The organism is Bacillus sp. CBEL-1 (assembly GCF_004348885.1).
Taxonomy (GTDB): Bacteria; Bacillota; Bacilli; order Bacillales; family Bacillaceae_H; genus Priestia; species Priestia aryabhattai_A.
In genome coordinates this window covers 1,637,714-1,650,512 of record NZ_SBIM01000013.1, presented here as the reverse complement: position 1 = coordinate 1,650,512, position 12,799 = coordinate 1,637,714, and the positions used below count along the sequence as shown (strand labels likewise).

11 protein-coding genes and 1 other annotated feature are annotated in these 12,799 nt (G+C 38.6%); of the genes, 9 read left to right on the top strand and 2 right to left on the bottom strand.

Annotated features, from left to right (window positions below):
- The first annotated feature begins 52 nt into the window (after nt 1–52).
- Nucleotides 53–1,138, top strand: a complete 1,086-nt coding sequence (locus EPL02_RS18375) for a M42 family metallopeptidase (protein WP_131888367.1) — start codon at nt 53–55, stop codon at nt 1,136–1,138.
- A gap of 38 nt (nt 1,139–1,176) precedes the next feature.
- Here the strand turns inward: EPL02_RS18375 and sspI are convergent, their stop codons facing one another.
- On the bottom strand, nt 1,177–1,383 hold the full coding sequence (sspI, locus tag EPL02_RS18370; protein ID WP_061784967.1) for a small acid-soluble spore protein SspI: 207 nt from the start codon (nt 1,381–1,383) through the stop codon (nt 1,177–1,179).
- Nucleotides 1,384–1,487: 104 nt separating this feature from the next.
- Here sspI and EPL02_RS18365 point away from each other — a divergent pair, with 104 nt between their 5' ends.
- The 3 genes from EPL02_RS18365 (at nt 1,488) to pheT (ending at nt 6,036) form a co-directional block, all read left to right on the top strand.
- Nucleotides 1,488–2,246: a TrmH family RNA methyltransferase gene (locus EPL02_RS18365; RefSeq protein ID WP_094911852.1), complete on the top strand. Its 759-nt coding sequence runs from the start codon at nt 1,488–1,490 to the stop codon at nt 2,244–2,246.
- Between the two features lie 48 nt (nt 2,247–2,294).
- Nucleotides 2,295–2,523 (top strand) — a binding site (T-box leader).
- A 53-nt stretch (nt 2,524–2,576) separates the two neighbouring features.
- A complete protein-coding gene (gene pheS, locus EPL02_RS18360; RefSeq protein WP_094911851.1) occupies nt 2,577–3,611 on the top strand; it encodes a phenylalanine--tRNA ligase subunit alpha in 1,035 nt (344 codons plus the stop codon).
- A 13-nt stretch (nt 3,612–3,624) separates the two neighbouring features.
- Entirely contained in the window at nt 3,625–6,036 is a 2,412-nt protein-coding gene (pheT, locus tag EPL02_RS18355; RefSeq protein WP_094911850.1) for a phenylalanine--tRNA ligase subunit beta, read from the top strand.
- Nucleotides 6,037–6,065: 29 nt separating this feature from the next.
- Here pheT and rnhC read toward each other — a convergent pair whose 3' ends face one another.
- Nucleotides 6,066–6,989: a ribonuclease HIII gene (rnhC, locus tag EPL02_RS18350; RefSeq protein WP_094911849.1), complete on the bottom strand. Its 924-nt coding sequence runs from the start codon at nt 6,987–6,989 to the stop codon at nt 6,066–6,068.
- 158 nt (nt 6,990–7,147) lie between these two features.
- On the opposite strand from rnhC, the gene zapA reads away from it, so the two are divergent.
- From zapA to EPL02_RS18325, 5 genes are all read left to right on the top strand, one after another.
- Complete coding sequence (gene zapA / locus EPL02_RS18345; protein WP_094911848.1) at nt 7,148–7,408, top strand: cell division protein ZapA; 261 nt, start codon at nt 7,148–7,150, stop codon at nt 7,406–7,408.
- An 8-nt stretch (nt 7,409–7,416) separates the two neighbouring features.
- Nucleotides 7,417–7,959 carry a CvpA family protein gene (locus EPL02_RS18340; protein WP_094911847.1) on the top strand — a complete coding sequence of 181 codons (543 nt, stop codon included), beginning with the start codon at nt 7,417–7,419 and terminating at the stop codon, nt 7,957–7,959.
- Between the two features lie 184 nt (nt 7,960–8,143).
- Nucleotides 8,144–9,859, top strand: a complete 1,716-nt coding sequence (gene polX, locus EPL02_RS18335; protein ID WP_131888366.1) for a DNA polymerase/3'-5' exonuclease PolX — start codon at nt 8,144–8,146, stop codon at nt 9,857–9,859.
- 22 nt (nt 9,860–9,881) lie between these two features.
- A complete protein-coding gene (locus EPL02_RS18330) occupies nt 9,882–12,245 on the top strand; it encodes an endonuclease MutS2 (protein WP_131888365.1) in 2,364 nt (787 codons plus the stop codon).
- Between the two features lie 33 nt (nt 12,246–12,278).
- Entirely contained in the window at nt 12,279–12,686 is a 408-nt protein-coding gene (locus EPL02_RS18325; protein ID WP_094911845.1) for a DUF350 domain-containing protein, read from the top strand.
- Nucleotides 12,687–12,799 lie beyond the last annotated feature (113 nt).

Below are 12,799 nucleotides of genomic sequence, written 5' to 3'. Positions count from 1 at the left end.
AAAATGCTTTCTTATATAATAAAAGATATACATATGAAAGGGGTATGAATAGATGAAAAAGTTAGATGAAACATTACAAATGTTAAAAGACTTAACTGATGCAAAAGGTATTCCTGGAAACGAACGTGAACCAAGAGAAGTGATGAAAAGATATATTGAATCTTACGCTGATAGCATTTCAACAGACGGACTTGGAAGCCTTATTGCCGAAAAAGTTGGAGATGAAAAAGGCCCTAAAATTATGGTTGCAGGTCATTTAGATGAAGTTGGCTTTATGGTTACTCAAATTGATGATAAAGGCTTCATTCGTTTTCAAACGGTAGGTGGCTGGTGGTCGCAAGTAATGCTAGCGCAGCGCGTCACAATTGTAACGCGTAAAGGTGATATTACAGGAGTTATTGGTTCTAAACCACCGCATATCCTACCAGCTGAAGTGCGTAAAAAGACCGTTGAGATTAAGGATATGTTTATTGATATCGGCGCATCTAGCCGTGAAGAAGCAATGGAGTGGGGCGTCAAGCCTGGAGATCAAATCGTTCCTTATTTTGAATTTACCGTTATGAATAACGAAAAAATGCTGTTAGCAAAAGCATGGGATAATCGTATCGGCTGTGCTATTGCTATTGATGTGCTCAAAAATTTAAAGGGGCAAGAGCATCCAAACGTTGTATACGGTGTTGGAACAGCTCAAGAAGAAGTTGGCTTACGCGGTGCAAAAACATCAGCTAATCTTATTCAACCCGATATTGCATTTGGGGTAGATGTAGGTATTGCTGGTGATACGCCTGGGGTGTCAGAGAAAGAAGCAGCGTCAAAAATGGGTGAAGGTCCGCAAATCATTTTATATGATGCATCGATGGTTTCTCATAAAGGTCTACGTGACTTTGTAACAGACGTAGCTGATGAAATGAACATTCCATACCAATTTGATGCGATATCAGGCGGTGGTACTGATTCAGGCGCTATTCATATTTCAGCTAACGGAGTACCTGCACTATCTATTACAATTGCTACTCGCTATATTCATTCACACGCTGCAATGTTACATCGCGACGATTATGAAAATGCTGTGAAGTTAATTACAGAAGTGATTAAAAAACTTGATCGTGAAACGGTTAATAAAATTACGTTTGAATAAAACAAAAGGTGCACTCAGTTTGAGTGCACCTTTTATACTTACTTTAAGCTATTTTCAAGGGTTGTTAAAATTTCTTCTTTTTCACTTTTAGGTGAGTTTTCCCATAGTACTTCGAAAAGCACCCCTAGACCCGGAAGCATTTTTTCTTCACCGCTTTTAATAGCATCCATAATCGTTGCTTCAAGCTCTTCTTGAGAATTACCTGAAACATTTGATATAATAGCATTTCGTAAATTAAGATCCATCGTGATCACCTCAACTATAGATAGTAAAATCAAAAATAGTTTGTGTATGTCACATTCAATTTATGTATCGTAACTGAAATTGATAAATAGAGGAGTTATGTTTGGTGAAGCGCATTGATTCCGTGAAGAACCCACAGGTTAAACTATGGAAAAAATTACACACAAAAAAAGAACGTGATAATCAAGGATTGTTTTTGGTGGAAGGTTTTCATCTTGTGGAAGAAGCCTTGAACCAAAGAGAAATGATTAAGCATCTCATTGTTGCTGATAACGTTGATATTCCATCACATTGGAATGTTGATACGATTGAGATTATTGTGGTGACGTCTGCTGTTATTAAAGCAATTGCTGATACGGAAACCCCCCAGGGAATTGCCGCAGTATGTTACCAGAACCAGTCATCATCAGTTATACAGACAGCGCGTCGATTAGTACTGTTAGATGCCGTCCAAGATCCAGGTAATGTAGGAACTATTATTCGGACAGCCGAAGCGGCTGGAATCGATGCGGTCATTATTGGAGAAGGCTGTGTAGATGTTTATAATAGTAAAGTCATCCGTTCGACTCAAGGTGCAATTTTCAACTTGCCTGTTATTAAGAAAGATTTAATTAGTGCGATTAAAGAGATAAAGGAACTTGGAATTAACGTGTATGGTACATCCTTACAAAATGCTTCGGTGTATACAGAAGTTGAAAAGCCAGAAGCTTTTGCTCTGATTGTTGGTAACGAAGGGAACGGTGTAAGCTCAACGGTGCTGAGTGAAACGGACCAGAACTTATATATACCGATCTTTGGAAAGAGTGAATCCTTAAATGTAGCAATTGCATCAGCAATTTTAATGTACTATTTACGTGGAATGTAGTTGCAACGGCTAGCCGTTTTCACTATAATAATACAATAGCTAAATATGCGAAAAGCAGTGATAGAGAGCAGTAGCTTATGTAACGTTATTCAGGGAGAAAATGCCGTGACTGAAAGCATTTTTATAAGCGTGATAAGTGAATTCACCTCTTGAGTTGACACTTGGACCATCATTTTTGATGTAAAGGTGTTCCGGATATTCCGTTAACGTTAATGAAGTGAACCATGCTTTTGTATGGTTAACAAGGGTGGTAACGCGATTAAACCTCGTCCCTTTTTGGGGAGAGGTTTTTTTATTTGCAATTTTTTAAAACAAAAGGAGGATTATTAAATGAAAGAGCGTTTACAAGAGCTGCAACAAGAAGCCATTGTTAAAGTTAATGACTCAAAAGATTTAAAAGCATTGAATGATGTACGTGTAGCTTATTTAGGAAAAAAAGGACCAATTACAGAAGTACTTCGCGGAATGGGGAAATTATCTGCTGAAGAGCGTCCTGTAATGGGGGCACTGGCAAATGAAGTACGTGAAGCAATTGCTTCAAAGATTGAAGAAAAGCAGGTAGCGCTAGAAGCAGAAGAAATTAACCGCAAGCTAGCTTCAGAAACAATTGATGTAACACTGCCTGGCCGACCAGTTAAAGTGGGTACGCATCATCCGTTAACAAGCGTAATTGAAGAGGTTGAAGATTTATTCCTAGGCATGGGCTATGAAGTAGCTGAAGGGCCTGAAGTAGAGCAAGATTACTACAACTTCGAAGCGTTAAATTTACCAAAAGGTCACCCTGCTCGTGATATGCAGGATACGTTCTACATTACCGAAGAAACGTTATTGCGTACTCATACATCAACTGTACAAGCGCGCGTAATGAATGGAAATGAAGAAAAAAGTCCAATTAAAATCATTTGTCCTGGTAAAGTATATCGTCGCGATGATGATGACGCTACGCATTCCCATCAATTTATGCAAATTGAAGGTTTAGTGGTAGATGAAAATATTCGCATGAGTGACTTAAAAGGAACACTTGAAGTGTTTGTGAAAAAAATGTTCGGGGCTGAGCGTGAAATTCGTCTGCGTCCAAGCTTTTTCCCATTTACTGAACCATCTGTTGAAGTAGATGTATCGTGTGCTAAATGTGGAGGGAAAGGCTGCAACGTTTGTAAGCAAACAGGGTGGATTGAAATTTTAGGTGCTGGTATGGTACACCCAAATGTACTTGAAATGGCCGGCTATGATTCGAAGAAATATCGCGGCTTTGCATTTGGAATCGGTGTAGAACGTATCGCTATGTTAAAGCACGGCGTTGATGATATTCGTCATTTCTATACAAATGATGCTCGTTTCTTAAATCAATTCAAACAAGTATAAAGGAGGGACTAACATGTTTGTATCATATCGTTGGTTGCAAGAATATGTAGATTTATCAGGAGTAAAAGCAGAAGAGCTTGCTGATAAAGTCACAAAAAGTGGAATTGAAGTTGAAGGTGTAGAAAAATTAAATAAAGGGATAAGTGGTGTTGTTATCGGTCATGTCGTAGAACGTGAACAACATCCAAACGCAGATAAGTTAAGCCGTTGTCAAGTTAACCTTGGGGATGAAACAGTTCAAATCATTTGTGGTGCTCCAAACGTAGCACAAGGTCAAAAGGTAGCCGTAGCTAAAGTGGGCGCCGTATTACCAGGTAATTTTAAAATTAAACGCGCTAAGCTTCGCGGTGAAGAATCAAACGGCATGATTTGTTCTCTTCAAGAGCTTGGAATTGAAAGCAAGCTTGTCGCAAAAGACTATCAAGAAGGAATCTTCGTATTCCCAAATGATGCTGAAGTTGGAGCAGATGCTTTAGAGGCATTGAACTTGTATGATGAAGTATTAGAGCTTGGATTAACGCCAAATCGCTCAGACTGTTTAAGTATGCTAGGCGTAGCTCATGAAGTAGCAGCAATCTTAAATCGCGAAGTGAAATATCCAAAGGTGGAGCTTCAAGAATCGGAAGAAAAAGCATCTGATTACATTTCAGTTGCAGTAGAAGCAAAAGAGGATAATCCGCTATACGTAGCACGTGTTGTAAAAAATGTTAAGATTGCGCCATCACCACTGTGGATGCAAACGCGCTTGATGGCAGCTGGCATTCGACCACATAATAACGTAGTTGATATTACAAACTACATTTTACTTGAATACGGCCAACCACTTCATGCGTTTGATTATGATCGTCTTGGCTCAAAAGAAGTTGTTGTTCGTCGTGCAAAAGAAGGTGAAGAAATTGTAACTCTTGATGATCAAAAACGCGTACTGAAAGGAAATCAGCTTGTTATTACAAATGGCAAAGATCCAATTGCCTTGGCTGGTGTAATGGGAGGCGCGAATTCTGAAGTGCAAGATGACACAGTTAATGTGTTAATTGAATCTGCTTACTTCCGCGGATTATCTGTGCGCCAGACTTCTAAAGAACACGGTTTGCGCAGTGAAGCAAGTGCACGTTTTGAAAAAGGAATCGACCCAAGCCGTACGCGCGTAGCAGCTGATCGTGCTGCTGAACTAATGGCTGCGTATGCTGGTGGGGAAATTATTTCAGGTACAGTTGAATTTGATGAAATGACAATTGAGCCTGCTGTAGTATCTGTAGCGCTTGAGCGTATTAACCACGTTCTTGGTACAGAATTAGAAATGGACGAAGTTCAAGAAATCATGAATCGCCTTCAGTTTGAAAGCAAAGTGGAAGAGGATACTATCATTGTAACCGTTCCAACGCGTCGCGGTGATATTACAATTGAAGAAGATATCGTGGAAGAAGTAGCTCGTATGTATGGATACGATCATCTGCCAACAACTCTTCCTGTGACTGTAGCAACGCCAGGTCGTTTATCAGATTATCAGCTAAAGCGTCGTAAAGTACGCCGTTTCTTAGAAGGGGCTGGGTTAGCTCAAACAACAACATATTCATTAACAAGTGCGGATAAAGCAACACAGTTTGCATTAAATACTGCATTAACAGTTCGCCTAGCAATGCCAATGAGTGAAGACCGTAGCGTTCTTCGTCAAAGCTTAGTACCACACTTACTTGAAGCTGTGAAACATAATAACGCCCGTCAAACGGACTCAATTGCGTTATATGAAACAGGTTCTGTGTTCTTAGGCACAGAAGAAGGTAAGCTACCAACAGAAGAAGAGAGAGTAGCGGGTGCAATTACAGGCTTATGGCATTCTCACAGCTGGCAAGGCGAAAAGAAAGCAGCTGATTTCTATGTGGTCAAAGGTGTTGTGGAAGGGTTATTATCAACATTAGGTCTTGATAATCAAGTTGGATATCAACCTACACACCAAGAAGGCATGCACCCTGGCCGTACAGCAGCAGTTGTATTAAACGGTCAAGAAGTTGGATACGTTGGTCAGCTACACCCAGTCATACAAAAACAATATGGTCTTCGCGAAACATATGTATTTGAACTAAACCTAAAAGCAATCTTTGCAGCGAAAATAGAAGAAGTTCGCTATTCTGCAATTCCTCGCTTCCCATCAATTACAAGAGATATTGCTCTTGTTGTGGATACGGAAGTATTAGCAGGAGAACTTCAAACAGCGATTTATGAAGCTGGTGGAAAACTATTGAAAGAAGTTGCAGTGTTTGACTTATATGATGGTGAAAGAATGGAAGAAGGCAAAAAGTCTGTCGCTTTCTCCTTACGTTATCTAGATCCAGAGCGCACGCTTACGGATGAAGAAGTATCAGCAGCTCATGCTAATGTATTGAAAGTGGTCGAAGAACAGTTTAAAGCAAGTTTACGTTCATAAAAAATAAGGAAGCGCCCTTGGGCGCTTCCTTATTTTTTGACTAAAGCTAAAGCTTTTTCCGTATTTGCGAAGTGAGTTTTAGCAATGGAGTGTAAACCTTTGACTCCGTGCTTTTTAATAATGGAGGCAGCTGCAATATCCACCTGTTTGCCTGCGCCACGAGGAATGGTCATACCGACCGTTTCCGAAAGTTTATCCATCTGTTTTAAAAATGCATACCTTGCAATAATAGAAGCAGCAGCTACTGCCAAATGTACGCCTTCGCCTTTTGTACTAAAATATACGTTTTCATTAGCAATTGCTTTTTCGTTAGCAATGTGCTTGTAGTAAGTATTTTTTTCAACAAATTGATCAATTAAAATCGCGTCTGGCTTTTCGGGACTAAGCTTATTTAGCACATTTAAAATGACTTTATTATGAAGAAGTGCTTTCATTTTTCCTTGAGTCATCCCGCGTTCTTGGAAAGTATTGTACTTTTCATTATGTAGAACGAGCAAGCTGTATGGGATAATTTTTATTAATTGCTGAGCAAGTGAGATAATTTTTTGATCGGTTAAATCTTTTGAATCGCGAACGCCAAGCTCTTTTAACAATGGAATTTGCTCTTTTTTTACGTATGCAGCAACAACGGTCATTGGACCGAAGTAATCACCAGTCCCTACCTCATCAGAACCAATTACTGACAGCTCACTAAAATTTGGAGGTAAAGTTGTATTGGCTTTAGAGACTTTCTTTTTTGTCGGCGCGGTTGTCTTGCCCCACTTCTCAGCTTCTGTCTCTGCATCTTTTCCTTGAAAAAGGACTTTTCCAGATCTATAAGCAGTGATTGAGCAACTTCCTGTTTTTGCAGTAAATAATGCACCAGCAGGCACTTTAGCCTGTAAATGCGGGGTGTAAAATGCTTTCATTTTGAAGATGTCATCAGATGACAGTGTTAAAACAGCGTGTGACATATGTCTCCACCTTTCTTTGTCAATAAGCTGGTAAGTCAACTTATTTTACAAATAAACGTCTATTTTTTATAATAACGTAAATATTGATATGTTTCCATTGCAGTCTTCTTCATGATATGATATTGATTAGGATTTTTCGTGGAACGGAGGACTTTCTCGTGTCAGGACAAGATAAAACACGTGCGACAGTTGATATATATGGCCAACCCTATAAAATTGTTGGAACAGAAAGTACTAGTCATATTCGACTAGTGGCTTCTATCGTTGATGATAAAATGAGGGAGATTAGCAAAAAGAATCCGTATTTAGACATTAATAAATTAGCTGTTCTAACTGCGGTGAATATTGTAAATGAGTATGTAAAGCTCAAAGAAGAATATGAAATGTTAGAAAAAAAACTTCATCGGAAAGAGGAATGAGACTTCTAATGTTAGACATTATTTTAGTTATCCTGCTGCTGTTGGGATTTGTTACTGGATTAAAACGCGGGCTGATACTACAAATTGTTCATCTTGTGAGTTTTGCCGTAGCGTTTATTGTGGCCTATATTTTTAGCGCAGATTTAGCACCTCGACTACGTTTGTTAATTCCGTTTCCAAATATGCAACAGCAAAGCGTTGCTTCATTTGTACTAGATCCTGCGTTTCTTGAAGATGCTTTTTACCGCATGATTGCCTTTGCGATTTTGTTCTTTGTAACCCGTCTTGTTTTACGTATGGTTGGTTCTGTACTAACTGCTTTAACGGACCTTCCAATTTTACGTCAGTTGAATAGATGGGGAGGAGGAGCATTAGGATTTGTAGAGGTTTACGTTCTTGTATTCATTTTACTATATCTTGGAGCTGTTCTTCCTGTAAATGACGTACAAATGGCGATTCAGCAGTCGGCAATTGCTACAAATATTGTAGAAAATACACCTTATCTATCATCTGTTATTCAAGATTTGTGGACAGAATACGGTATGGTATAAGTAATTAATTTAAATAGACAGTGGAGAGGATTGCTCAGAAGTGGCATAATACTTTTGAAATCCTCTTTTTTTGTTTTACAATAATGAAGAAGGACTAAACGTAAATAAAGCTTTTTAGTGTCAAAATAGTAAAGATAAAGATAGACGGTACTCATACATATAAATCTTGAATCGAGGTTGAATAATGAATAAAAAAGATGTTATTAAACTTTTGGAGACTATTGCTATATATATGGAGTTAAAAGGGGATAATCCATTTAAAATTTCTGCTTTTCGTAAAGCTGCTGCAGCTCTTGAAAGCGATGAGCGTAGCCTAAGCGACATTGGAGACGTAACAGCTCTACAAGGAATTGGAAAAGGTACGGCGACGGTAATTGAAGAGTTTAGAGAGACAGGTCAGTCATCCGTATTAGACGACTTGAAAACAGAGGTTCCCGAAGGACTAGTGCCACTTTTGAAACTTCCTGGATTAGGTGGGAAAAAGATTGCGAAGTTATATAAAGAGCTGGACATTGTGGACATCATTTCATTAGAAGAAGCTTGCCGTAATGAAAAAGTTCAGGGATTAGCCGGCTTTGGTAAGAAAACGGAAGAAAAGATTTTAGCTGCAATCGCGGAATATGGAAAAAGACCAGAGCGTTTACCACTTGCATTCATGCTGCCAATTGCTGAAGAAATTCTAGGACAACTAGAAGCGATGACAGATATTATTCGATATTCACAAGCTGGAAGTATTAGACGAATGAAAGAAACGGTAAAAGATTTGGATTTTATCATTTCAACGGAAAACCCAGCAGCTGTTCGAGAACAGCTTGTGTCATTACCACTTGTTAAAGATGTCATTTCAAATGGAGATACAAAAGTTTCTGTTACGCTAGGCTATGATTATGATGTATCTGTTGACTTCCGTCTTGTCCAAGATGAAGCTTTTGTTACAACGCTTCATCATTTCACGGGTTCTAAAGATCATAATGTTCGCATGCGTCAATTAGCCAAAGAAAACGGAGAGAAGATTAGTGAGTACGGTGTGGAAAACGTAGAAACAGGTGAACTTCAAACATTTGAAACAGAAGAAGCGTTCTATCACCATTTTGGACTAGCATTCATTCCACCCGAGGTGAGAGAAGATGGACGTGAAGTAGATGTGTTTATAAAGAACCAAGAGCTCTTAAAACATGAGGATATTAAAGGTGACTTACATATGCACTCAACTTGGAGTGATGGAGGTTACTCGCTTGAAGAAATGGCTGAAGCCTGTCGAGCAAAAGGCTATGAATATATGGCTATTACCGATCACTCACAGTATTTAAAAGTAGCTAATGGATTAACACCAGAACGTATTCGCAAGCAACGAGAAGAAGTAAAGAGGTTAAATGAAAAATATACTGATTTTACAATTCTAGCAGGAATTGAAATGGACATTTTACCAGATGGGACGCTTGATTATGAAGACGATTTATTAGCGGAAATGGACTTTGTCATTGCGTCTATCCATTCAAGCTTTTCACAATCACGTGAAGAAATTATGATGCGTTTGAAAAATGCATTAACCAATCAACACGTAGATTTAATTGCACATCCAACCGGCCGCTTAATTGGTCGAAGAGAAGGATATGATGTGGACATTGATTTGTTAATCTCACTTGCTAAAGAAACCAATACTGCGCTTGAGTTAAATGCAAACCCGAATCGTTTAGATTTAGCAGCAGAACACATTAAGAAAGCACAAGAAGCAGGGGTGAAAATCGCTATTAATACAGATGCTCACAACCTTGAGATGTTAGAAGACATGAAGGTTGGTGTATCAACTGGCGTAAAGGGATGGTTAAAGCCTGAAACAGTATTGAATACGTATAATTTAGATGAGTTAAAGATATTTTTAAATCGCCATAAAGAGTAATAATTATCAGGAGGAATTTATTTTGCAACCAAGGATCTTTCAAGTGCTTGAATTTAATAAAGTAAAAGAACAACTAGCTACAAAAGTTGCCTCATCTCTAGGAAGAGAAAAAGTAGAACAGCTTGTTCCATCTACAGACTATGAACAGGTGTTAAAATGGCAGGATGCTACAGATGAAGCAACAACGGTTCTAAGGCTTCGTGGACATGCCCCTTTGGGAGGGATTTCGGATGTAAGACAAAGCGTAAAACGAGCTGAAATTGGAGGAACATTGAGTCCAAATGAGCTTTTAGATATTGCAGGTACAATTTATGCAGCGAGACAATTAAGACAATTTATTGAACAGTTAGCGGAAGACGAAGACGTTCAAATTCCAATTATTCAAGAACATATTGAAAAGTTAATATCGCTCCCAGAAGTAGAGCAAGCAGTTAAGATGAGTATCGATGAAAATGGAACAGTTCTAGATGGTGCTAGCGAACAGCTGAGAGGTATTCGTCAAAAACTTCGTTCGACTGAATCACGTATTCGCCAAAAGCTAGAGAGCTTAGTTCGCTCATCTTCTGCTCAAAAAATGCTCTCAGATACGGTTGTAACAATTCGAAATGACCGATTTGTTATTCCGGTAAAACAAGAGTATCGAAGTGCTTACGGGGGTATCGTTCACGATCAATCATCTTCAGGTGCAACACTATTTATTGAACCGCAAGCAATTGTTACGTTAAATAATGAATTGCAAGAAGCAAAAATGAAAGAAAAGCAAGAAATCGAGAAGATTTTGATTGAACTCACGACTCAAGTAGCAGAAGTAGCAAATGAGCTGAGACAAAATGTTTATTTGCTTGGTGAATTAGATTTTATGTTTGCTAAAGGCCGTTATAGTCATGAATTAAAAGCTTCAAAGCCAAAAATGAATGACCGAGGTTACATTAAGCTATTTAAAGCGAAGCATCCTTTGATTTCACAGGATGAAGTGGTAGCCAATGACATTGAGCTTGGTAATGACTATACGTCAATTGTTATCACTGGTCCTAATACAGGTGGTAAAACCGTTACGCTAAAAACAATTGGTTTATTTACATTAATGGCTCAATCAGGTCTTCAAGTTCCAGCGCTAGACGGTTCAGAGATGGCAGTGTTTAAAAACGTATTTGCTGACATTGGAGATGAGCAATCAATTGAACAAAGTTTAAGTACGTTCTCTTCTCATATGGTTAATATAGTAGATATTTTAAAGAAAGTAGATAGCAAAAGTCTTGTTTTATTTGATGAGCTGGGAGCGGGTACAGACCCTCAAGAAGGAGCAGCTTTAGCTATTTCGATTTTGGATGAAGTATATGGATGCGGTGCAAGAGTGGTTGCAACCACTCACTATCCAGAATTAAAGGCATATGGATATAACCGTGCTGGTGTTGTGAATGCGAGCGTGGAGTTTGATATTGAAACGTTAAGTCCAACTTATAAGCTGTTAATTGGTGTACCAGGACGAAGTAATGCATTCGAAATTTCCAAGCGACTAGGGCTAGAAGATAAAGTCATCGATCATGCTAAGAGTTATATTGGTTCTGAGACAAATAAAGTAGAAAACATGATTGCGGCTCTTGAAGAGAGCAGACGTAAATCAGAAGCTGAGCTAGTTGAAGCGGAAATGTTACGTAAGGAATCTGAAAAGCTTCATCAAGAGCTTCAGCGTCAAATCATTGAATTTAATGAACAGCGTGATAAGCTCTATGAAAAAGCAGAAAAAAAAGCTGAAGATACAATTAAGGAAGCATCACAAGAAGCAGAAAACATTATCCGAGATTTACGACAAATGCAAAAAAATCAGCAGGCATCGATTAAAGAGCACGAGCTCATTGAAGCAAGAAAGCGTCTAGAAGATGCAGTCCCTACATTGGAGAAGAGTAAAAAGAAAGTTTCTAAACCTCAAAAGCAAGAACGAGTTCTGTCGTCAGGAGATGAAGTAAAAGTATTAACATGGGGACAAAAAGGCACATTAATTGAGCGTACGGGGAGTAATGAGTGGCAAGTTCAGATGGGCATTATGAAAATGAAAGTAAAAGAAAAAGATTTAGAGTATATCAACTCACCAAAACCTGTTGAAACAAAGCCTCTTGCAACGGTAAAAGGTAAAGACTATCACGTTAGCTTAGAATTAGATCTTCGAGGAGAAAGATTTGAAAATGCACTTAGTCGAGTGGAAAAATATTTAGATGATGCGCTTCTTGCAGGGTATCCACGCGTATCTATTATTCATGGAAAAGGAACTGGTGCTTTACGAAAAGGTGTGCAAGAATACTTGAAGAACCATCGTTCGGTTAAATCAGCTCGATTTGGCGAAGCTGGTGAAGGAGGGACAGGTGTTACTGTCGTAGAATTTAAGTAATAGAGAAAATGAGGGGGAGGAGAGCTGCAAGGAATGGATAATTTTTGGAAAGATCCGTACGTGGAATCAGCCGCTTACTACAGCGTTGTTATATTAAGTATCGTTGTATTTTTAGCGATTTTTGAACTCGTAACAAAGTATAAAAATTGGGAAGAGATTCAAAAGGGAAATCTTGCAGTTGCCATGGCTACAGGAGGTAAAATATTTGGCTTAGCCAATATTTTTAAATACTCTATTGAGCATAATGATAATTTATTTACAATGCTGGGTTGGGGAATTTATGGATTTGTTCTTTTGTTAATCAGCTACTTTATCTTTGAGTTTTTAACACCAAAGTTTCGAATCGACGACGAGATTGAAAAGGATAATCGCGCAGTCGGCTTGATTTCATTGATTATTTCTGTTGGCATGTCGTTTGTCATTGGTGCAGGAATTGGATAGGGGAGCAGAGACATGGAACTATTGGCAAAAGTATTGATTGGACTATGTGGATTGTTTATGGTGATTGGCCTTATATATTTGTTGTTTTTTTCATGAGTTAGTTAGAGAAGAGA